The sequence below is a fragment of the Thalassotalea algicola genome, from assembly GCF_012932965.1.
GTDB lineage: Bacteria > Pseudomonadota > Gammaproteobacteria > Enterobacterales > Alteromonadaceae > Thalassotalea_F > Thalassotalea_F algicola.
Window position 1 is genome coordinate 875,426 of sequence record NZ_JABBXH010000001.1, and the last position, 22,943, is coordinate 898,368.

At 40.0% G+C, this 22,943-nt stretch carries 22 protein-coding genes; 10 read left to right on the forward strand and 12 right to left on the reverse strand.

Features of this window, described 5'->3' with window-relative positions; translation table 11 throughout:
• Positions 1 to 13: 13 nt before the first annotated feature.
• A complete protein-coding gene (locus tag HII17_RS03965; RefSeq protein WP_169073990.1) occupies positions 14 to 1,006 on the reverse strand; it encodes a helix-turn-helix domain-containing protein in 993 nt (330 codons plus the stop codon).
• 144 nt (positions 1,007 to 1,150) lie between these two features.
• On the opposite strand from HII17_RS03965, the gene HII17_RS03970 reads away from it, so the two are divergent.
• Genes HII17_RS03970 through HII17_RS03985 form a run of 4 tightly spaced genes read left to right on the forward strand, consistent with a single transcriptional unit; the run spans position 1,151 to position 5,355 of the window.
• On the forward strand, positions 1,151 to 3,265 hold the full coding sequence (locus tag HII17_RS03970; protein WP_169073991.1) for a TonB-dependent receptor domain-containing protein: 2,115 nt from the start codon (positions 1,151 to 1,153) through the stop codon (positions 3,263 to 3,265).
• Complete coding sequence (locus HII17_RS03975; RefSeq protein WP_169073992.1) at positions 3,265 to 3,954, forward strand: PepSY-associated TM helix domain-containing protein; 690 nt, start codon at positions 3,265 to 3,267, stop codon at positions 3,952 to 3,954. Before HII17_RS03970 ends, HII17_RS03975 begins: the two co-directional genes overlap by 1 nt.
• 10 nt (positions 3,955 to 3,964) lie before the next feature.
• Positions 3,965 to 4,471 carry a DUF2271 domain-containing protein gene (locus HII17_RS03980; RefSeq protein WP_169073993.1) on the forward strand — a complete coding sequence of 169 codons (507 nt, stop codon included), beginning with the start codon at positions 3,965 to 3,967 and terminating at the stop codon, positions 4,469 to 4,471.
• A 23-nt stretch (positions 4,472 to 4,494) separates the two neighbouring features.
• Complete coding sequence (locus HII17_RS03985) at positions 4,495 to 5,355, forward strand: DUF4198 domain-containing protein (protein WP_169073994.1); 861 nt, start codon at positions 4,495 to 4,497, stop codon at positions 5,353 to 5,355.
• 69 nt (positions 5,356 to 5,424) lie between these two features.
• Here HII17_RS03985 and HII17_RS03990 read toward each other — a convergent pair whose 3' ends face one another.
• The 6 genes from HII17_RS03990 to lysA are packed head-to-tail and all read right to left on the reverse strand — an operon-like array spanning position 5,425 to position 12,402.
• The gene (locus tag HII17_RS03990; protein WP_169073995.1) at positions 5,425 to 6,675 is read right to left on the reverse strand and encodes a diguanylate cyclase; all 1,251 of its coding nucleotides are present in this window, start codon (positions 6,673 to 6,675) and stop codon (positions 5,425 to 5,427) included.
• Positions 6,676 to 6,696: 21 nt separating this feature from the next.
• A complete protein-coding gene (gene uvrD, locus HII17_RS03995) occupies positions 6,697 to 8,874 on the reverse strand; it encodes a DNA helicase II (RefSeq protein WP_169073996.1) in 2,178 nt (725 codons plus the stop codon).
• Positions 8,875 to 8,892: 18 nt separating this feature from the next.
• Positions 8,893 to 9,612: an HAD-IA family hydrolase gene (locus HII17_RS04000; RefSeq protein WP_169073997.1), complete on the reverse strand. Its 720-nt coding sequence runs from the start codon at positions 9,610 to 9,612 to the stop codon at positions 8,893 to 8,895.
• Between the two features lie 14 nt (positions 9,613 to 9,626).
• Positions 9,627 to 10,310, reverse strand: a complete 684-nt coding sequence (locus HII17_RS04005) for a DUF484 family protein (RefSeq protein ID WP_169073998.1) — start codon at positions 10,308 to 10,310, stop codon at positions 9,627 to 9,629.
• On the reverse strand, positions 10,307 to 11,137 hold the full coding sequence (dapF, locus tag HII17_RS04010) for a diaminopimelate epimerase (RefSeq protein WP_169073999.1): 831 nt from the start codon (positions 11,135 to 11,137) through the stop codon (positions 10,307 to 10,309). Before dapF ends, HII17_RS04005 begins: the two co-directional genes overlap by 4 nt.
• A gap of 17 nt (positions 11,138 to 11,154) precedes the next feature.
• The gene (gene lysA / locus HII17_RS04015; RefSeq protein WP_169074000.1) at positions 11,155 to 12,402 is read right to left on the reverse strand and encodes a diaminopimelate decarboxylase; all 1,248 of its coding nucleotides are present in this window, start codon (positions 12,400 to 12,402) and stop codon (positions 11,155 to 11,157) included.
• Positions 12,403 to 12,688: 286 nt separating this feature from the next.
• Here lysA and cyaY point away from each other — a divergent pair, with 286 nt between their 5' ends.
• From cyaY to HII17_RS04040, 5 genes are read left to right on the forward strand one after another with little or no spacing between them, the layout of a single operon-like run.
• Complete coding sequence (gene cyaY, locus HII17_RS04020; protein WP_169074001.1) at positions 12,689 to 13,009, forward strand: iron donor protein CyaY; 321 nt, start codon at positions 12,689 to 12,691, stop codon at positions 13,007 to 13,009.
• A 48-nt stretch (positions 13,010 to 13,057) separates the two neighbouring features.
• Positions 13,058 to 13,981 (forward strand): hydroxymethylbilane synthase, encoded by a 924-nt coding sequence (hemC, locus tag HII17_RS04025; RefSeq protein ID WP_169074002.1) that lies wholly within the window; start codon positions 13,058 to 13,060, stop codon positions 13,979 to 13,981.
• Positions 13,971 to 14,726, forward strand: coding sequence for a uroporphyrinogen-III synthase (locus HII17_RS04030; RefSeq protein WP_169074003.1), 756 nt, complete (start codon positions 13,971 to 13,973; stop codon positions 14,724 to 14,726). The genes hemC and HII17_RS04030 overlap by 11 nt, the downstream gene beginning before the upstream one ends.
• Positions 14,716 to 15,990, forward strand: a complete 1,275-nt coding sequence (locus HII17_RS04035; protein ID WP_169074004.1) for a uroporphyrinogen-III C-methyltransferase — start codon at positions 14,716 to 14,718, stop codon at positions 15,988 to 15,990. The genes HII17_RS04030 and HII17_RS04035 overlap by 11 nt, the downstream gene beginning before the upstream one ends.
• Positions 15,987 to 17,168 carry a heme biosynthesis HemY N-terminal domain-containing protein gene (locus HII17_RS04040; RefSeq protein WP_169074005.1) on the forward strand — a complete coding sequence of 394 codons (1,182 nt, stop codon included), beginning with the start codon at positions 15,987 to 15,989 and terminating at the stop codon, positions 17,166 to 17,168. Before HII17_RS04035 ends, HII17_RS04040 begins: the two co-directional genes overlap by 4 nt.
• 83 nt (positions 17,169 to 17,251) lie before the next feature.
• Here the strand turns inward: HII17_RS04040 and fre are convergent, their stop codons facing one another.
• From fre to HII17_RS04055, 3 genes are all read right to left on the reverse strand, one after another.
• Complete coding sequence (fre, locus tag HII17_RS04045) at positions 17,252 to 17,947, reverse strand: NAD(P)H-flavin reductase (RefSeq protein ID WP_169074006.1); 696 nt, start codon at positions 17,945 to 17,947, stop codon at positions 17,252 to 17,254.
• Positions 17,948 to 17,954: 7 nt separating this feature from the next.
• On the reverse strand, positions 17,955 to 19,439 hold the full coding sequence (ubiD, locus tag HII17_RS04050; protein WP_169074007.1) for a 4-hydroxy-3-polyprenylbenzoate decarboxylase: 1,485 nt from the start codon (positions 19,437 to 19,439) through the stop codon (positions 17,955 to 17,957).
• Between the two features lie 65 nt (positions 19,440 to 19,504).
• Positions 19,505 to 20,260 (reverse strand): substrate-binding periplasmic protein, encoded by a 756-nt coding sequence (locus HII17_RS04055; protein WP_169074008.1) that lies wholly within the window; start codon positions 20,258 to 20,260, stop codon positions 19,505 to 19,507.
• Positions 20,261 to 20,407: 147 nt separating this feature from the next.
• On the opposite strand from HII17_RS04055, the gene HII17_RS04060 reads away from it, so the two are divergent.
• Positions 20,408 to 20,899 (forward strand): hypothetical protein, encoded by a 492-nt coding sequence (locus HII17_RS04060; protein WP_169074009.1) that lies wholly within the window; start codon positions 20,408 to 20,410, stop codon positions 20,897 to 20,899.
• A gap of 44 nt (positions 20,900 to 20,943) precedes the next feature.
• On the opposite strand, the gene rho is transcribed toward HII17_RS04060, so the two are convergent.
• Both rho and trxA read right to left on the reverse strand, forming a co-directional pair.
• Positions 20,944 to 22,203: a transcription termination factor Rho gene (gene rho, locus HII17_RS04065; protein ID WP_169074010.1), complete on the reverse strand. Its 1,260-nt coding sequence runs from the start codon at positions 22,201 to 22,203 to the stop codon at positions 20,944 to 20,946.
• 211 nt (positions 22,204 to 22,414) lie between these two features.
• Positions 22,415 to 22,741 carry a thioredoxin TrxA gene (gene trxA, locus HII17_RS04070; protein WP_169074011.1) on the reverse strand — a complete coding sequence of 109 codons (327 nt, stop codon included), beginning with the start codon at positions 22,739 to 22,741 and terminating at the stop codon, positions 22,415 to 22,417.
• Between the last annotated feature and the right edge of the window lie 202 nt (positions 22,742 to 22,943).

The following is a 22,943-nucleotide window of genomic DNA, read 5'->3' on the forward strand; positions in this document are numbered from 1 at the left end:
TTCGAATCGCAAATTAACTTAAGTGTCGTTTCTGTAATTCGGCGGGTGTTATTTTAAAATACTTTTTAAAAGCAGTGACAAAATTTGATGTGTGGTTATACCCAGCAATATACGCCACTTCACCAATACTTTTTTTATCAAAAATAAGTGTACGTCTGGCACGTTCCAATTTTTGGTGGCGAATATATTCATTAATCGTTACTTGATGTTTGGCTTTAAAATAACGCTGCAGGGTACTAATACTAGCACCTAAGTGAGAAGCTATTTGCGCCAGCGAAGGCGACTTATATAATAAGTCGTTCAGTTTACGTTCGTAGGATGCCGCTTCTTTCCCTACCAAATCGCATCGTTGTATACGTGGTGTGACATTAGGTTTCGATGACAACATGAGTAATTGATAACTGTTTGCAAACAACTGGAAAGCAAGTTGTTCTGACATTAATCGTGAACCTATATTGTTCGTATTGTGATAGGTAAATAATTGCTCCACTAAAACTAACGTATCCTCAATACAAGGCCATTGAAATACCGCCCGCTTATTCGCGAAAAGTTGCGCAATAGCGATACGCTCCGTTTTATTTTGACAGCGAGATAGCAACCACCTTTTACTCACCGAAATGTTCAGTTTCCTAAGTTGCATGCCTTGCTTGAAATAACGGGTAAATATTTGCGATTGACCTAACACATTGATAAATATTAACGGCTTTGAATTCGCAGAAAAATGGTATTGATGATTATCTAGTGCAAAATCAACCGATCCAGCGAGCAAAAAATTAATACTAATACCGGCATCAATCTCAGAAGCCGTTTTACCTGTTTTCTGCTCTACAATGTCAGTGCAGTGTATGCGCATACCTGACGGCAACTTATTAAAACACAACTCTCCCGCTAACATTGGTTGCTCATCACCACTAGATTGCTCAACTAGCGTATGTTTATAGCCAGCATCATTTAATGTTCTCACCAATTCCTTAGTCGTTATTTGCTGTTTTCCTTCCAAATTCATATTCAAAATCCATCATGACGATTGCGCATAGCAGCTTGGCGATTTCGCAAAACACTTTACAGAAACATTACATTAGCACACTGATACAATAATGAGAATCATTCTTATTTAGATTTTATAGTTAATATATTTTAAGGAACCACCATGCTTACCAAGCGTTTTGCTCGAAGCGCAACAGCTGCAGCGATTGCTGCCGCAATGATTTCTCCTGCCACCTACGCAGACGATGCGTTAAATACAGACGATATTGAACGTATTGCGGTTTGGAGCACAGAAGTTAAAGCTTCCTCACTTTATTTAAAAGGCGAAGAAATTGCCAATAAGCAAGCAGACCATATCAGTGATTTATTACGCACAATTCCCGGTGTTGACGTTGGTGGTGCTCATTCACTGAATCAACGTATTACTATCCGAAGTATGGACGATAAAGATCTTGATATCTCCATCGACGGTGCAAAACAAAACACGTATATGTACCACCACATGGGTAACCTGCAAATTCATGCTGACATTTTAAAGTCAGTTGATATTGAAATTGGTTCTAACTCGGTTATTAACGGTGGTTTAGGTGGAGCTGTACGTTTTGAAACTAAACAAGCCCGTGAACTCCTGCTAGATGAAGAGCATTTTGGTGGTCGCATACAGGTAAGTGCTGGTAATAACGCTGGCAGCAACTATTCCGCAACTGGCTATGGTCTACTTGGTGAACAAGTAGACTTTCTGGCTTATTACAACTATGTCGACCGCGACAACTATGAAGTAGGCGGTGGTGATATTGAAGACTCAAGTGGCGATGTTATTCCTGGTACCGATGGTGAAGTACGAGGTTTAGAAGGTGAATTAGACGATGCATTGATTAAGTTCGGTTGGAATATTGATGACAACCAACGTTTTCAAATCAGTTACGAAAGTTATACTGATGAAGGTGACTATAGCTACCGCCCAGACATGGGGTTAGCTACTGACCTTGCGATCACTAATTCATTAGTAGTGCCACTATTATGGCCAACAGAGTTTACTCGTAACACCTTGACGCTTAATTATGAATTAAGCTTAGGGAGTACATACCTCAAAGCGGCTATCTATGACAACAAAAGCGAATTGTGGCGTGATGAAACAGGCTGGGCAGAAAATCCAGCATATGCGGCGTGGGCAGGCATCGTTACTGGTGAGGCAAATAATACTGGTGCAAACTTAATTGCTGAAACAGCTTTTGATGGCGATTTAATTCACGACATCACTTATGGTTTCGACTATGTAAGGCACGAGACTGACTACAAAGCAGCAAGTACAAATGGTCAAGTTACTGCCGGTGAAGAGGCAACCAATCTAGCAATCTTTGTTCAAGATCGCATCACACTAAATGACCAACTGACGTTAATACCGGGTATACGCTACGACGACTATGATATTGAAGCAACACTAGTAGATAATAGCTTTTCAGAAACATCATTAGCACTTGCACTTGAATATCAAATCACGAGTGACTTGCTATTCAAATTAAGTGCAACTGAATTATTTAAAGGTCCAGAGCTTGCTGAAGTGTTTGTCGGTGCGGGCTCCAATGATACACCTAACCAAGACATAAACGCAGAAACAGGCGTGAACTATGAGTTAGCATTTGCCTATCAAACTACAATTGGTGACGGCAATTTATCAATTGGCGGCACTTACTTTGTCACCGATATTGAAGAATACATTTATGACTATGCTGCCCCTCCAGCAGATTCAGGTGCACGTTATTGGAAAGACAATATTGGTGATATGAAAATCGATGGTTATGAAGTTTATGCCGGCTACAGTGAGGGCCAGTTTGACACATCGATCACCTTTTCACAGGCAGAAAGTGAACTTGATGCATTTGAACAATACATCGGCGATCACGACAATGCTCGTTTAGACCGCCAACAAGGAGACACTATTAGTGCTCAAGCGAGTTATGAGCTGAGTGAGTGGAACATTTATCTAAATTGGGAAATGCTATACGTTGATGATGTTGACGCAGGTGTAGACTTAGATGGTCCATCGCTAGACAACAGTAAAGAAGGCTTCACCATTCACAATATCTCTGCGCGTTGGGATGTTGACGCTGTTGAAGGCTTAACGTTAATTGTCGGTGCTGATAACTTATTTGATGAGTTTTATGCATCTCAATCTTCGCGTACAGGTGTTTCGTTCCACCCGCGCTTTGGCGAGTTATACCTGCAAGATTACGAACCAGGCCGCAACATTAAAGCAACCGTATCTTACCAATTCTAATGGTTAAATTACCGGTGCATTGGGTGCTTATTTTTAATCGATTAAGCACCCAAAAGGCTAATGAAAAGCGACGACTTTTTACATCGAGCAAAGCCAAACAAGTGTTTGGCTTGTGTCGTTGGCTTCATATTTATATTTCATGCGCACTGTTTAGCTTATTACTATTTTTTTGTATTACAGGCGTTACACTAAATCACCCTGAATGGGCTAATACTAAGCCCGCAAATACATACACTTTAGCGCTGCCAATCAAATTTAGTACCGTCAATGAAAATGATGAATACCCATTAAAACAACTTCAACGCCATATTGAACTACACACGGGATTATCAAATCCTCGTAGTATCGATTTAGCGCTCGATTTAGGTGAGTTAACCTTTGATTACCCACTACCTGCTGGATATGCCTTTGTTACTGTGATTCTTGAAGAGCAATTAATAGAAGTAGAACATGTCGAGGGGGATTTACTGGCATTACTTAACGATCTTCACAAAGGTCGTCATAGTGGCAGTTTCTGGTCTTGGATTATCGACATCTCTGCCGCCTTAATGGTGCTATTTACCTTAACTGGCATCGTAATTTTACTTCAAAACGCTAAGCATCGCCGCCAGGCAACTTACTTACTATTACTTGGTTCGTTTACACCTATGGTCATTTATTTACTCACCGTTCCAAGACTAATCTTATAAAGGAGTATCCATGAACAAAATTCGGTTTTCTTTTGCATTGATATGCATTGTATGTGCATTGACATTGAGTGCCCTAACTCACGCCCAAGAAATCAAGGTATCTGTTGAAATTCCACAGATAAAAGCAAATCCCTACCATAAACCATACGTAGCGATATGGGTTGAAACTAAGAGACGTAAGGGTGTACACACCTTAGCCTTTTGGAAAGAACAGCCGGATTGGTTTAAAGATTTGCGCCAATGGTGGCGAAAAATCGGTCGCGATAAAACGCCGAACTACGATGCCGTTACGGGTGCCACACGCAAACCCGGCACTTATCAGCTTACATGGGATGGACAATTAAATTCTGGTGAAAATGTACCTGCAGGTCAATATGTTTTACACATTGAAGCCGTGCGAGAACAAGGAAGTCGTGAGTATATAAGGCAAATCATTACTTTAGGTGACAATCAGACACAAACCTATCAGTTACAAGGCAAAACAGAGTTAGGTTCAGTTCAAATTTCAATTAAATAACGCAAAATAATGCAGGAAAAATTATGTCAATTATCTCAAAATTAACTAAATCTAGTGGCCTGATTGCCTTAGCTTTGGCTGTTCAAGTACAAGCCCATGAACGCTTTATGGTACCGTCACATACTTTGCTATCTGGAGATAAAGCCCAAGCCGTTACTGTTACAGCGAGTATTTCCAACGCAATATTTCACCCTGATCGACCTTTTGGTGACAGTAATACGGGTGCAAATGTAGGTGATTTAAAAGACTTATTTAATATGCTTGAGCATCAGGTGATAAAACCTAACGGAGAAGTAACGACTGATACACGTTGGCAAGCTTTTGCTCGTTTATCTGTTGCAGATGTTTGGTTTAAGGAAAGTGGCACATATCGCATTGGTTTAGTACAGCCAGAGGTGAATATGACCACGTTCAAAAAAATTGATGGCACATTCTCTCGCCGTTTTGGTAAAAACCCGAAGTTACCTGAAGGGGTTACTGATGTGGTGCGACGTACTACTTCTTCACGAATCGAAACATTCATCAGCTTTAATGCCCCAAACCTTGGTGCGGTAAAACCAACGGGGGTTGGTGTAGAGTTAGGTGGCGACACTCACCCAAATGATTTGTTCGCTGGTGAAACAGCAAACTTCCAATTGTTCTATCAAGGCAAACCGATAACACAACCGGCGAAAATAAAAGTAATAAAAGCTGGAACTCGTCATCGCAATGAGCGTAACGAGCAACAACTAGCCGTTGCGAAAGACGGTACTTTTAACTTTACTCCTGACTCAGCTGGTTTTTATTTCTTAGCGGCAGAAACGATGGAAAAAGTAGCGCAACCAGCAGATGTCGATGTTAAACACTTTTCACTTTACTTAACGTTGGAAGTGTTTCCAGAATAGTAAACTAATAAAAATTCAGTGCTAACGCTTAATTAAAAGCGTTAGCACTATATGAGATAAGAGAAAAAGCTAGTCTTGCCCTGCGATACTAATTTGGTTTCGGCCATTTTCTTTTGCATGATAAAGCGCCTGATCTGCTTCATTCATTTGTGCAGCCAGCGCCAATTCACTATTAAAAATCACACCAAAGCTAACCGTCATTGAAATTTGCTGATCTTCATAAGGTATTTGCGATACCGAAATTTCGCGGCGCAAATCATCTAAACGAGTATATAGCTGATCTTCATCAACACCCGTTGTTAAGATGGCAAATTCTTCACCACCTAGTCGCGCCAGCATCGCGCCTGATAAATGCCTACGCATATACAAAGCGATCACTTTCAGCACATTATCTCCTGCTTCATGTCCATAGGTGTCATTAATTTTCTTAAAGAAATCAATATCTAGCATCGCCAAACAATAATGCGTTTTGTTACTTATATATTCTGGAATTTTCTTTTGAGCATATTGAATAAATGCACGGCGGTTTGGTAAATCAGTTAAATAATCGGTGTTAGCCGCTCGTTGAATTTGCGCAATATTATTTAGGTTCTCAATATTTTGCGTAATGCGACAATAAAACTCTTCTGGGCAAAATGGTTTGCGCAAAAAGTCATCGGCACCATTCTTAATAAAACGCGCAGAATGAATACCGTTAGCTGCACCAGAAATTCCAATAACGGCTAGCTGATCTCGAGAATAATTTTTACGTATTTCATTGGTCAACGCTATGCCATCCATATTAGGCATTTCCATATCGGTGATGACCATTTTAATATTTTTATGTTCTGCTAATACGGCTAACGCTTTCTCACCATCACTAGCACTATACACAGTGAAATTACGACGCTTTAATAGCTCTACAACGTGATTGCGGGCAGCTAAACTGTCATCAACGACTAAAATACCGTTATCGCGATTAGTTAATTGCCAATGTAGAATGCGTTTTAAATAGAGAAAAGCCTGACTATTTTCTTTTGGAATATAATCGACCACAGCTTGTGCTAAGATTTTTTGTCGCGTTTCATCATCCATCCGGCCAGTCATTACTACACCAGGTATGCCACGAGATAACACGCAAGCAATTGCTTCTCCATCAGGAGCATCAGGTAACGCATAATCTATGGTCGCAGCAAAAAACTCTTTACCACCTTGTAAAATGTTTTCTACTTCTGCCAAGCTGTAGGCAATAGTGACATCGAAACCTAAAGACTTAGCAATTTGCTCAATAAGTTTTGCGATTGCTTTGCTGTCTTCGACAACCAATAAACGCTCTGCCATTCCTTCTCCTGCTATTTTTCACTAATCCAGCGCCGTTAAATTGGCATATGATACTACCAGCCATTTAATACCGACTTGTTCAAAATTTACTTGAATACGGCTTTGTGCGCCAGCGCCTTCGTAATTTAATACGACACCTTCACCAAACTTTTGATGTAAAACACGCTGACCTAAACTAAAACCTGAGTTTTCAAATGTTTCTGTAGTAAATGTAGTCGAAAAACGCCCAGTTGTCGCGGGGCGAGAAACTTGACTTTGCAAACGAATATCTTCAACACACTCTTGCGGGAGCTCTCGCAAGAATCTGCTAGCTTTGTGATACTTCTCTTGCCCGTATAATCTGCGACTCTCTGCGTGACATAAATAAAGCTTCTGCATTGCTCTTGTCATACCTACATAGCAAAGGCGGCGCTCTTCTTCGAGACGGCTGATATCTTCTTGAGACTGCTGAGACGGAAACATCCCTTCTTCAAGACCGGCTATAAATACCAGTGGAAATTCCAAGCCTTTTGCTGAGTGCATAGTCATCAACTGAACTGCCGGCTCATACTCATCGGCCTGTTGTTCGCCAGCTTCCAATGCAGCATGTGTTAGGAATGCGGTTAGTTTAGTAAGCTCTTCTTCCTGCTCTGGGTCTATTTCAAATGTTTGGCAAGCTGTCACCAATTCATTTAAGTTTTCAATACGTGCTTGTGCTCGTTCACCTTTTTCAGCTTGGTACATAGCCTTTAGACCACTATGACGGATAACAAAATTAACTTGCTGATCTAAGTCTAAGTTACTCGAATCATCTTCGAGCTGATCAACTAAGTTTATAAAGTTAGTAATAGTATTAGCACTACGTCCTTTTAGCGTTTGTTCATCCAGCATTTGTTTACACGCTTGCCATAAAGTCACTTCCATTGACTTAGCTGCATCTCTAATCAACGCAACCGTTTGGTTGCCTATGCCTCGAGTTGGCGTATTAATAATACGCTCAAACGCAGCATCGTCATCACGATTATTTAGCAGTCGCATGTAAGCCAGCGCATCTTTAATTTCTTGACGTTCAAAGAAGCGTAAGCCGCCGTATATACGGTATGGCAACTGTGCCTGTAATAAGGCCTCTTCCAATAAACGAGATTGTGCATTACTTCGATATAAAATCGCCACATCATCTAATGAGCCATTTTCTTCACGCCAAGCCGTTATGCGTCCCGAAATAAATCGCGCTTCATCTAATTCATTAAATGCCGTGTAAATAGATATTTTTTCGCCTTCAGCATCTTGCGTCCAAAGATCTTTACCTAACCGGTTATTGTTATTAGCAATTAACTTGTTAGCCGCTTTTAGAATATTGGCAGTCGAGCGGTAGTTTTGCTCTAAGCGAATAGTTTCTGCACCTGGATAATCTTTTAAAAAGCGCTGAATATTTTCGATACGAGCACCACGCCAACCATAAATTGATTGATCATCATCACCAACAATCATCACCTTACTTTGATGCTGTCCAAGCATAGTTAACCAGGCATATTGAATTGAGTTAGTATCTTGAAATTCGTCTACCAAAATATGCTTAAATCTTTGTTGGTAATGCTCAAGTAACACAGGATGATTGAGCCATAATTCATGGGCTCTTAATAGCAACTCGGCAAAATCTACTAAACCAGCCCTGTCACAGGCATCCTGATAACTTTGATAGATATTGATAAAGGTTTGCTCTGTTGGATCAAACTGAGCATCGATATGCTTAGGTCGTAACCCCTCATCTTTTTTGCCATTGATATACCATTGCGCCTGCTTTGCTGGCCATTTTTTCTCATCTAAATTCAATGCGCGAATAGTTCGCTTAACTAAGCGTAATTGATCATCTGAATCAAGCACCTGAAAACTTTGCGGCAACTTAGCTTCTTGGAAATGCATGCGTAACAAGCGATGAGCCAAACCATGGAATGTGCCTAACCACATACCAAAAACATTACCACCAGCAGTTTGTTCAACTCGCCCTTTCATTTCAGCTGCGGCTTTATTAGTAAAGGTTACTGCCAAAATACTATGTGGCGATGCTTGCTCTACTTGCATTAACCATGCAATACGGTGAACAAGCACACGAGTTTTACCACTACCAGCGCCTGCCAATACCAACATATTTTGTTGGGGTGCAGCGACTGCTTCTCGTTGATTGTCATTTAAACCGTCGAGTAGTTCAGATACGTCCATCGTTTGTTGTGCTCTTTATTAGGTTAATGCCGCAAGCTCTGCAACATTATTAATTTCTATATGGGGAAGAACGGTTATTGGCTTACCAACATCATAACAAGACAACCAAGCCGCCTGCATACCAGCTCTTAAGGCGCCAATTATATCAGCATAGCCGCAATCACCAACATGCAGTATATGTCGACATGGAATCGCCAATTCATCACCGGCACGCATAAATAGATCAGGCGCAGGTTTTTTATCTAAACCATTACCAGCATGATAGATATGGTCAAAGTATTTATCTAAACCTATGGCATTAGTATCAACATTGCCATTGCTAATTGCTACTAGCGGATACTTAGCTCTTAACTGTGAAAGTAGCTCTAAACTAGTATCTGGAACAGTAAAATCACAGCGCCTAGTTAAGAAATAAGCCATCGCTTGCTGTGCCAATTCCTGTGCCTGTTCTGCTGTAACATTAAGACTTGCAATGCCCATGGTATAGGTCGCTAATCGTAGCTGAGTTACATCATTTATTAATGCTTCGTTTTGCTTAAAAGCAGCAATTCGATATGGGCGCCAAAAGTTTTTATCAAAGGTAATATTGCGACTTTGGCAATAAGGTGACAGTAACTGACTAAAGTACGGCAACATTGCCTGCTCAGTCGCCAGCATAACAGGGCGGTTACTATATAAAGTATCGTCCAAATCAAAACTAATCGCCTTTATCGGTGCTAATGAGCGATAAAATTTCACTTAACCGGACAACCTTATTTAGCTAAATGTTGTGAAAGCAATTTAGCCACTAACTTTTGAAATTGGCTAAGTAGTAATGTATCCATTCTAGGGTCAAAGTGATCCGCATCACTTGAACTAATTGCCATAAAACCAATTAATTGCTCATGATGAGCTAATTTAATAAGTACCACTGAACCTGTATTAACATCACCAAATATTTGTTGTTGGTCACTTTGTTGTAGGCGTCCAAAGTAATAATCTTCTTTCGCTAAGCGCGTGTCGACAATTGTTTGGCAATCATTCGAGGTGATGCAGTCATGCGCAATTGAAAACTCGGGTACCAACCATAGTTTTAGTGCCGATAATGATAATAGCTCTAACGTTGCTCGCTGAATTATATCAAGCAATTGCGTTGAATCTTCACTATCAATTAGCTGCAAATATAAATCACTGTATAGCTTAAATAAGTTTTCATTGTGATTAGCCACTGACATCAAATGAGTAATTTCTTCTTCTAATCCTTGTACTTTTTGGCGTAACTGCTGTTGCTGACGTTCAACTAAAGACACCGTGCCTCGTTGACTGTCCTGCAAACGCAAGCCTGTTACTAAATGAGGGTTACGTGAGAAAAACTCTGGGTTATCTTCTAGATAACTTGCTACTAATTCATCAGTTAAAGGTAAATCATCAGCTTGCATTGGATTTTGTTCATTCATAGGTGTATTTGACCATCAAAAACTTGGGTGGCAGGTCCAGACATTTTTACTGGATGTCCTGGCCCTTTCCAAAATATTCTTAATTTGCCGCCAGGTAATTCGACGGTAACTTGTTTATTTAATTTTTTTTGCATTTGCCCGATAACGACAGCCGCACATGCGCCGCTGCCACAAGCTAGAGTTTCACCAGCACCACGTTCATATACTCGCAGTTTAATAAAGTCAGGCGCAACAACTTCCATAAAGCCAACATTAACTTGCTTTGGAAAGCGCTCATGGGTTGAAAGCTGATGACCTAGCGTTTCTACTGGCGCACTTTTAATATTATCTACCGTAACTACACAGTGGGGGTTGCCCAAAGATACCGTTCCACAAAGCACAGTTTCATCTTCTGCTCTAAGAATATAGGTACCTTCTACTTTTTGAGCCTTAAATGGAATTTGACTCGGCTCAAATTGAGGAATTGGCATATTGACTGAAATATTACCGTCTCGCTCCATATAAAGCGTCATTTTCCCACTTTGTGTCGATACTCGAATTTTATTACGGTTAGTCAGTCCTTTACTTCGAACAAAACGAGCAAAACATCGAGCACCATTACCACATTGCCCAACTTCACTGCCATCCGCATTAAAAATTCGATAATGAAAATCGAGGTCGGGGTCGTAAGGGGGCTCCACAACTAATAACTGGTCAAAGCCGACGCCAAAATTACGATCAGCAAGCTTCTTTATTTGGTCATTTGGCAAGTAGACATTTTGGGTTACATTATCAATAACCATGAAATCATTGCCTAGGCCATGCATTTTTGAAAAATTTACCAGCATCAATAGTTCTTATTTGTTTAAGGTAGTAAGTGTTCGCCTTGCCATAATTGTTCAATGGTTTCGCGTTCACGTATTAATGAACTTTGTTCACCATCAACCATTACTTCTGCAACTCGAGGCCGACTATTATAGTTTGAACTCATAGTAAAGCCATAGGCTCCTGAAGACCGAACGGCTAATAAATCACCTTGTTCAATGTTCAGTGCTCTATCTTTACCTAAAAAGTCGCCCGTTTCGCATATAGGACCAACAATATCATAACTTTTGTCGGTACCTTCAGTTCGTTTTTCAACAGGAATAATATTCTGCCAAGCTTGATATAGCGAAGGACGCAATAAATCATTCATTGCAGCATCAACTATCGCGAAATGTTTCTCTTGATTGGTTTTTAAAAATTCAACTTCCGTTACTAAAATGCCAGCGTTTGCCATAATGGCGCGACCAGGCTCATAAATTAACGTGATGTCTCTACCGGCGATTTTTTCGGCTATGGCTTTTGCATAGTCATTTGGGTGTGGTGGTTGTTCATCGTCATAACATACACCTAGACCACCACCGACATCTATATGTGATAAATGAATCTCTTGTTCGGCTAATGTATCCACTAATACCAACACTCTATCTAAGGCGTCTAAAAATGGCTGAACTTCGGTTAACTGCGAACCGATATGGCAATCAACCCCTTTTATCGCAATATTCGATAATGTCGTTGCGTACTGATAAAGTTTGGGTGCCTCTTCAATACTGATACCAAATTTGTTCTCTTTTAAACCCGTAGAAATATAAGGGTGTGTCCCGGCATCAACATCTGGGTTTACTCTAAACGACACAGGTGCAATCTTAGCTTTATTCCCCGCCACCTCATTTATTCGTTCAAGCTCTGCTTCAGACTCAACATTAAAACAATAAATACCTTTATCCAGCGCATAGGCTATTTCTTCGGAAGTTTTACCAACACCGGAAAACACGACTTTCGACGGATCGCCACCTGCAGCAATCACTCTTGCCAACTCGCCTTGCGAAACAATATCAAATCCAGAACCTAATCGTGCCATGACATTAAGAACAGCCAAATTACTGTTCGCTTTTACCGCATAGCATACTAAGTGCGGCAATTCGCCTGCGGCTTGATCAAACGCATGCCAATGTCGCTCTATAGTTGCACGAGAATAAATATAAAGAGGTGTTTGGTATTGTTGAGCTAATGTTGAAACAGCACATTGTTCAGCAAACAATGTATTGCCTTGATAGTTAAAATAATCCACTACCTTTGCTCCTGATTATCAGTACCTTTATCTGTAGTTGTTTTCTGAGTTTGTTCAGTTTTTTGAGGCGTTTGATATAAGGGCCCTTTAAGTCCACAACCGACAATAAAATTTAAACTAAGCAGACAAATTAGGAGATTTTTTATTTTCACATTCATTGTTATTTTGATAGCCATCAAATTTAAGGACAAATTTACGGTACTTGGCTGGTATTACGACAAGTGATTGGTATTATACGCACATGCATATCAACAAATACAAGTCTTATCACTTCTGGATCTGATAAATGAACGATAGCCAATATAATTTTATTGCCGACGAGCTGTTATTAGCCGTTGAAGAAGCCATTGAAGATAGCGGCACCGACATTGATTATGAAGGTGTTGGCGGCTTACTAACCTTAAGCTTTAAAAACGGCACTAAAATCATCATCAATAAGCAAGCACCACTACATGAAGTTTGGGTTGCGACAAAATTTAATGGTCACCATTTTGTTTATCAAGATGAACAATGGATTGATAAGCGAGGCGGCGACGAGTTTTGGCAATTTATTTCCAATGCCGTTAGTGTCCAGGCGGAGATAGAAGTCAGCTTAGCAGCTAACTAACAACGCCTAATATAACATTTACCAAGAATAGTATTCATCGAGATAATCATGACAACAGTAAGAATAGCAACCCGTAAAAGCGCCTTAGCACTTTGGCAAGCAGAGTACGTGAAAGCACAATTAGAACACTTTCACACTGGTATCAATGTAGAACTGGTACCTATGACCACTAAAGGCGACATCATTTTGGATACGCCATTAGCCAAAGTTGGCGGTAAAGGCTTGTTTGTGAAAGAGCTAGAAGTTGCCATGCTTGAAGGGCGTGCAGATATTGCTGTTCACTCGATGAAAGACGTCCCTGTCGAGTTTCCTGACGGATTAGGCTTGGAAGTTATTTGCCCTCGCGAAGATCCACGTGACGCATTTGTATCAAATATTTATGACAACTTAAACAGCCTGCCGCAAGGTGCAATTGTTGGTACTTCAAGCTTACGTCGCCAATGCCAATTAAAATCACAACGTCCCGATTTAGATATTCGTGATTTACGTGGCAATGTAAATACCCGACTTAGAAAACTGGATGATGGCGAATACGATGCGATAATTTTGGCGTCTGCTGGCTTAATTCGCCTTGAAATGCCTGAGCGAATCAAAGCATTCATTGAGCCAGAGCAAATGTTACCAGCTAACGGCCAAGGAGCAGTAGGTATCGAATGTCGTACTGATGACGAAACTATTAAGCAATTATTAGCACCTCTTGAGTGTAAAACAACGCGCGTACGTGTTTTAGCTGAGCGAGCAATGAACAAAGCACTAGAAGGTGGTTGTCAGGTACCTATTGGTAGCTTTGCAGTTGTGAATGAAAGCGAGCTTTATTTACGTGGCCTAGTCGGAGCGGTTGATGGCAGCGAAATAATCGAAAGCGATATCACAGGTAACATTGACCAAGCAGAACAACTTGGTGATAAATTAGCGCAAACTTTATTAGGTTTAGGCGCTGAACGCATTTTAAAGCAGGTTTATGGTAGCTAATTCTTGCCTATTAATTACCCGTCCTGAACCACAGGCATCACAGTTAGCCAGCAAGCTTTCGAGCGCTGGCTATCGCGCTATTTGCCAGCCACTTTTTACGTACGAATCAAAAGACAAAATTAGCCACTTACAAAGCTTATTGTCTAGCAACAACCAACCAATATTAATTTTTGTTAGTAAAGCCGCGGTAGACTTTGCCGAACAGACTTTACCAATTAACCAATGGTCCGCATCACACTGTATTGCCGTTGGCACAGCTACTCGTGACGCACTTAACTCGTATGGCGTTCAGCAGGTAATAACTCCTGAATATCATGACAGTGAAGGCATACTCGCATTACCAGAGCTAAGTCATATAGATGGCCAATCAATCATCATAGTTCGAGGTAATGGCGGTAGAGAGTTAATCGCTCAGCAACTAAGTGAGCGTGGCGCAACGGTTACATACTTTGAGAGCTACCAACGTAAATGGTTAACCCTGCCAAAGGACACGGCATCAAATTGGCTTGAGCAACAAGTAAAGGCAATTTGGATTACCAGTAACGCAATACTCGAAAGCGTTGTACAATTAACAGAAGATAATGATAATTACTGGCAAAACACGTGCTTATGGTTTGTTGCCAGCGAACGAATTGCAACAAATGCAAAACAGCTAGGATTAAAGCATGTTGTTTGTACACATGGTGCAAGTGATACAGTATTTATAAATGCGTTGAATAAATTGGAACTGATCAATGACAGATAAGCAAACGCCACCAACTAGTAGCGATAGTACAAAAAGCACAGACAACCCTAAGCCAGCATCGGCTATAAAAAATAGGGCTAAACCGACTACTTCCACTAGAAAATCAGCTATAGCTGCGCCAGTAAGAAAGCGTTCAAAAACTGCTGTGCTCGCACTAATATGCTCTGTTGCTGCATTAGCGGGTCTTGGTGGTGGATATGTTTGGCAAAACCAACAACATATGGGGTTAATGCAAGAGTTAGTCGCGCAAAACCAAGCGCAGCTTCAAGCGACAGAACAACAACTTCAGCAACTTATTAACCAGCAACAAACAGCTACACTGGCAAGTGCAGAAAAATTGGCTTTTGATGCCTTAAAACCAGTTCAAAAAGAAATTGCCCAACTTAATTCAGTTACCGAATCATTAAAGCAAAATGACCCAACTGACTGGTTAGTCCATGAAGCCGAGTATTTAATCCGTATAGCATCTCGCGCCATGTGGCTGGAAAAAGACGCAAAAGTTGCCATTGATTTACTAATCGATGCTGACATTCGTATAAAAGAACTGAACGACCCTCAATATTTACCTGTTCGCCAGTTTATTAATCAAGATATTGAAAGTCTTAAGTTGCTACCAAAATTAGCTACTGATGATGTCATTCTTAAGCTCATCGCATTAAGCGGCCAAATTAGTGATTTGCCTATCGCTATGGCGCACTTACCTGATACTACAGAGGCCGCTGCTGATTTTGAGCTAACAGAGAATGCTACAGATTGGCGAGAAAACTTAACAAAGACTTGGCAAAAATTTATGGCTGATTTCGTTAAAGTCAAACGTCGTACAGCTAATGTAGAAGCCTTGCTAACTCCGTCACAACAACAAAACCTTCGTCAAAATTTACAGCTAAAGATGCAATTAAGCCAATGGGCGGCAAGCCAGCATAACAATGCATTGTACGATACCTCATTGACAGAAATTCAAGCTTGGTTAGCAGACTACTTCGATATGGATGATGAAAAAGTGAAGAACTTTCATCAAGCCATTCAGCTATTGAAAAGCGAAATTATCGAGCTAACACTGCCGAAAAAATTAGACTCACTTAAAGCTATCCGCGCCATTATTAAAGGTAAATCGCAACGTTTCGAGCACCAGAAGGAAATACAAGTACCTTTACAAGAGACAAAAGAGTCAGAAATAAAAGGGATACCTAAAGAGGGAAATGTACCGGAATTGCCAACTAAGGAAGACAAAACAACTAATGGCGATAACGGAGCGATTATATGATCAAGTTTATCGTTTTAGTTTTATTATTCTTTGCAGCCGTTGCAATTAGCCCAATATTAATTGGTGAGAAAGGCTATATTTTAATTGCTATGGGTGATCTGACAATAGAATCAACTGTCGTAACCGCAGGTCTATTTCTGATTGTTCTTTTTGTCGTTTTATTAGTTGCATTAAAGGCCTTCCGGGGTGGATTGAAGCTTAGTATCGGCACATGGAATAAAGTAGCATTTGCTAGCAAACGCCGCGGAGAACGTGACTACCGAAAAGGTATTGCTGCATATTTACTCGGCGATTATCAACAAGCTGAACATCTCTTAGCAAAGAGTGCTGAACCTTCATCACAACAACCTACCGCTTATTTAGTCGCGGCAAAAGCTGCGCAAGCGCAATCTCTTGAGGCAAATGCTGCCCATTATTTACAACTATTAGAGCATCATGGTGAAACGCTAAAAAACAAAGGTCTGGAAAGTGTTTTAGTCAACCTAGACATTTTTATATCTCAGCAAGAATTTACTAAGGCACGCGAATTATTAGATCAATATCACAGCTACATTGGTCAAGACAGTCGCCTACTTGCCTTAGAAATAAAGCTGAGTATTTTAGAATCGCGTTTTGAGAATGCCATTAGCTTTATCGCCAAAGCGAGAAAACTAAAAGATATTAGTGCAGAACAAATCAAACAGTGGGATGCAAAAGCCTATTTAGGTCAATTTGAACAAATTATTCGGGAAAAAGATAACCAAGCACTCAATGATTTTTGGCAGGGCTTATCACGTAAAGAAAAGCAAAATGATATAATTGTTCATGCCTATTGCTTAGTCTTAGCAGAAAACCAAATTACCGAACCACTCGATAAGCTCTTAGTGCCAGTAGTGAAAAAAGCTCGAAATATCGATTTAATTAATGCCATTAAAGCATTGCCCATAGCTAAACCAGACAATTTGATCGCAGCAACACAAAAGCATTTACACAGTGATCAGCACAATACCTTTTGGTTGAGTTGTCTAGGACACTTTGCCTTAGCAGGTAAAGACTGGTCATTAGCAGAAAGAGCCTTTCATAGTTTAAATAGCAATGCTGACCATCAGATGGCTACAGAAGATGTTCAAGGTTACGCTAAGGCACTAACCGAACAAGGCAAATATCAGCCCGCTGCGGAACTACTGCTTGCTCAGTAATTTATTGCTGATACAAAACCAAACAAAAAGGCTGTAAGCACATAACCTTACAGCCTTTTTTAATATATTAACTATTTCAAGGTTTAGATAAAGGCAAAGGCATCGGCAAACATATGCTCTATTTCTGCTCCGTGTTCTACAAAGTCATTACGTACTAAGCCCACCATATCGAATCGACCCGCTAAGTAAATATCGTAAGGTTCAAAACTAACAATATCTTTCATGGCCACTTCATGCACTAAGCCCACTTTTCCTTGCCATCCTTCTTCCGCTTGCTCTACAACAGGGATAAAACTAGCATGAGGTAATGATTCAATTAACGCCTTAGTTTCTTCCAGTTCATAACTAGCTTCAGTTGTTCTTAAGCCCCAATAAACCATCAGAGGGCGATCGCTATTCTGCTCCGCTAAATGTTCAAACATAGATCTGATATATGAAAAACCAGTACCACCTGCCAACAGCAATATCGGTCTCTGGCTATCTTCTCTTAAAAAAGCAGTACCTAACGGTGCTTCAATAGTAACTGAATCACTAGATTTAATTTTTTCAATAGCTTGCATCGCATAACTGTCTTCACCAAACGCACCAATTTGCAATTCAATCAGATCATTATGTGGAGCACTTGCGATAGAAAATGCGCGTTTATCGTCTTCAGCCATCACTAGGTTTAAATATTGCCCCGGCTTAAACGACAACTTTTCAGCAGGCTTTAACAGCACCTTATAAACAAAAGGGGTTAAATTGCTAATTAGTTCAACCCGACATTCGACAGTATTCATTAATATTTTACTCTTTAGTTTCAGGCGCGAATATCGCTAATTCTTGCCAAATTTCATCGACTTCCTGCTTAACCGCTTCATCCATCACGATCGGCTCGCCCCATTCACGGTCAGTCTCTCCTGGCCACTTGTTAGTAGCATCCATCCCCATTTTTGAACCTAAGCCCGATACAGGGGATGCAAAGTCTAAATAATCTATAGGGGTATTTTCAACCATTAACGTATCACGCGCTGGATCCATCCGTGTCGTAATCGCCCAAATAACGTCTTGCCAATCGCGAGCATTTACATCGTCATCACATACGATAACAAATTTAGTGTACATAAATTGACGCAAAAACGACCACACGCCCATCATCACACGCTTAGCATGACCAGGGTATTGTTTTTTCATGGTCACTACGGCCATTCGATATGAACAACCTTCTGGCGGTAAATAGAAATCTACGATTTCAGGAAATTGCTTTTGTAAAATAGGTACAAACACTTCATTTAACGCCACACCTAATATAGCAGGTTCATCTGGTGGACGGCCGGTGTATGTACTGTGGTAAATCGGATTTTCACGCATAGTAACGTGAGTCACAGTAAATACTGGGAAATCATCTACTTCGTTGTAATAACCCGTATGATCACCGTAAGGTCCTTCTGGTGCGATTTCATCTGGCTCTAAATAGCCTTCTAAAACTATTTCAGCCGATGCCGGCACTTCTAAGTCATTACTAATGCTTTTAACGACTTCTGTTTTACTTCCACGTAATAAACCAGCAAAAGCATATTCAGATAACGTATCTGGCACTGGCGTTACTGCGCCTAGAATAGTGGCAGGATCTGCACCTAACGCAACAGAAACAGGGTACCTTTCGCCTGGGTTAGCTTTTTTGAATTCTTGAAAATCTATTGCACCACCACGATGTGATAACCAGCGCATGATTAACTTATTCTTGCTAAGTAACTGTTGACGATAAATCCCTAAGTTTTGTCTTTCTTTGTGTGGTCCACGAGTAATCGTTAAACCCCAAGTGATCAGCGGAGCAACATCACCTGGCCAACAGTGTTGAATGGGAAGTTTAGTTAAATCAACTTCGTCACCAGTAAACACCACCTTTTGGCAAGGCGCTTTTTTTAACACCTTAGTGGGCATATTTAATACTTGTTTATAAACAGGTAACTTGTCGAGCGCATCCTTAAAACCTTTTGGCGGCTCTGGCTCTTTCAATGTAGCTAACAACTTACCCACTTCACGTAATGAGCTTACATCTTGTTGCCCCATCGCAAGTGCTACGCGTTCTGGTGTGCCAAATAAGTTGGTCAATACTGGAATATCGTAACCAATAGGGTTTTCAAATAATAATGCAGGGCCTTGAGCTCGTAGCGTACGATCACTTATTTCAGTCATCACTAACTCAGTCGAAATAGGTTGCTTGATACGTTTAAGCTGACCTATTTTTTCTAATTGCTCAATAAAATCGCGTAAATCGCTGTATTTCATATTAAATATTAATGGTTAAGTATGAGGGCATTATAGCGTGCAGATATCTTAACGGCTAACGGAATCTATTCACTACTCTGCATAAACAATTCTGGTTTTAATTCAGCTGAAATTAAGTTCTGCTTAAGTAAATTTTTATAGGCGCCTTTGATTTTCGCCACCAGTATTTCGTCAGTATCTTTATTTAAAGCAAAATAAAGCTTGGTCGCTGGTAAACTCAGTAACACTATCGGTTTAATGTCAGTACAATCACTACCGAATTTTACGCAAGAAGACATAAAGCTAGCGGCATTGGCAGGAAATAATTCAATACGGCCAGACAACAGTTTTTCATAGTTTTGTTTTGGGTTAGCCACAGCATATAACCGACTAAACCCATTTTTGCTTAAATATTGATAAGTAGCGCTATCTAAAATAGTACCGACTTTCCTGTCTTTTAAGTCGTTTTCTATATAGACATCATCTGGAAAATTACTTGCAAGACCATAAAGGTAATACTTCAATTCCATTAGCGAACCAACCCAGTGAAACAATGACTCGCGCTGAGGTGTTCGCGCAATAGAAAAAATAAGTGTATTAGGTTGAGTGGTCGAAATTGCATATGCTCTAGCCCAAGGTAACACTTCTAGCGAATAGTTAACCTCAGCTTTTTCAAGGACCGCTTTAATTAATTCAACAGCAGGCCCCTTAAGCTCTCCACCTTCTTGATATTGCAGCGGATATGCATCCTCTGTTACGACTCTGAGATGAAAGTCCTTAGAAAAGGATACTCTTGGTAACAACCATGCAACCACAAGCAATGCCGACAGCAATTTCAACAAAATAGCATACTCCTAATAAAAGACTAACTGCAAAGGGGGGCGCAGTTTACTATAGTTATGACAAGTTGTCGTATAAAAAATAAACAACAATAAACAAAATAGGCAAGAAATTTTTACATACTCTAATTCACAAAATGAGAACTCTATATGAAGAAAACACAATTGCTCACCTTACTTTTTTCATGTCTTTCTTGGCAGTTACTGGCCTGTTCAAGTGAAGAATATCGCCAATTTGATTTCTGGATTGGCGAATGGCAAGTCACTAACCCTGCGAATAACCAAGTGAGTATAAGCAAAATATCCCTGATTAATAATAACTGTTCAATTCTAGAAGAATATCAAACTCCGAGCGGTTACCAAGGAAAAAGTCTTAATATATACAACCAACAAACTAAACAATGGCATCAAACTTGGGTTGATAATACCGGTTTGCTACTACAACTCAATGGTGAGTTTAAGCAAGGCGTAATGACTTTATCAGGCCTGACAGTAGATAATAAAGGGCAAGAAGTACTGAATAAAATCAGCTGGAAGAAACTGAGCGATGGCAGAGTAAATCAAGTTTGGCAAACAAGCACAGACAAAGGTAAGCATTGGCAAACGTTATTTGATGGCTATTATCAAAAAATTCAGCCATAAAAAAAGCCAGCATTACGCTGGCTCTTTTCTCTATATTCAAACGACTACTTACGCTTCATCGAATCAAAAAATTCATTATTGGTTTTGGTCATGGCCAATTTATCGATAAGGAATTCCATTGCATCGATTTCACCCATTTCATGAACAATCTTTCGTAAGATCCACATTTTCTGTAGTTCATCAGCCTTAGTAAGTAACTCTTCACGACGAGTACCACTGCGGTTAAAGTGAATAGCAGGGAATACACGTTTTTCGGCAATTTTGCGCGATAAGTGTAATTCCATATTACCAGTACCTTTAAACTCTTCGTAGATAACTTCATCCATTTTAGAACCAGTATCAACAAGAGCGGTAGCGATAATAGTTAAACTACCACCTTCTTCAATATTACGCGCCGCACCAAAGAAGCGTTTAGGACGATGTAATGCATTAGCGTCTACACCACCCGTTAATATTTTACCTGACGAAGGGATTACCGTGTTATAAGCACGAGCTAAACGCGTAATCGAATCAAGCAAAATAACAACGTCTTTTTTGTGTTCAGTTAAACGTTTAGCTTTTTCGATAACCATTTCAGCCACTTGAACATGACGACTTGCTGGCTCATCGAAAGTTGATGCAACTACTTCACCTTTTACAAGACGCTGCATCTCAGTTACTTCTTCTGGACGCTCATCAATAAGTAATACCATTAACTCACACTCAGGATGGTTATGGGCAATACTTTGGGCAATATTTTGCAGTAGTAATGTTTTACCCGCTTTTGGCGGAGCAACAATCAAACCACGTTGGCCTTTACCTATTGGCGAGGCGAGGTCTAATACACGTGCGGTAATATCTTCAGTTGAACCATTACCGCGTTCCATCACCATACGAGAATTACAGTGAACAGGCGTTAAGTTTTCAAATAAAATCTTATTGCGTGAATTTTCAGGGCGATCAAAGTTAACTTCATTAACTTTTAATAATGCAAAATAACGTTCGCCATCTTTTGGCGGTCGAATTTTACCCTGAATGGTATCACCGGTACGCATACTAAAGCGTCTAATTTGACTTGGTGACACATAAATATCATCTGGACCAGCTAGGTAAGATGAATCTGCAGAACGCAAGAAGCCAAAGCCATCCTGTAGAATTTCTAAAACACCGCTTCCAAAAATATCTTCACCACTTTTAGCATGGGCTTTTAATATAGCGAAAATAATATCTTGTTTACGGTTACGGGCTAAGTTGTCTAGCTTCATTGACTCTGCAAGAGAAACCAATTCGCTTATAGACTTTTGTTTGAGTTCGGTAAGATTCATAGTAAGAGTTCTTAAACTATTAAATATTTGTTATGTGTTGCCTGGTGGCAATGTATGATATTTAGAATAGGGTTTGGGTAAGTGATAAAACTACACGGCTAAAGTTAGCATTAAAATTTGCTTAGGTAAAGTAACAGCGAACTTTTATCTTATTATTGCCATTTTTTATGCGTTTATACATAAAAAAGCCCGGCTAAACCGGGCTCTTTTATTATAAGTTGTTATCTATAAACTCTTTTAATTGAGTTTTAGATAAAGCACCTACTTTCGTATCTGCCACATTACCATCTTTAAATAGTAACAACGTTGGAATACCGCGAATACCATATTTAGGTGGTGTACCCGCATTTTGGTCAATATTTAATTTACCAACTGTTACTTGGCCTTGATATTCATCAGCAATATCATCAAGTAAAGGGGCAATCATTTTACAAGGACCACACCATTCAGCCCAAAAATCAACTAGTACTAAACCTGATGCATTAATTACATCAGCATCAAAGCTGTCGTCAGTTAGCTGAAGTATTTTATCGCTCATTTCTTTCTCCGTTCGTAGATGCCTTGCATGCTATTATGAGCAAGAGTATACCTGTCTCATAAATGAATGCGAACAATTCAATAGAGTTTTTTATTATACCAAGTGCCAAATCAGTTGTTTTGCTCTTGGTTAACTCAAGATTTATGTTAATTCTTAGTCATCAAGCATTCTTTAACACTTGATAACCTGTTAAGCTTGCTGC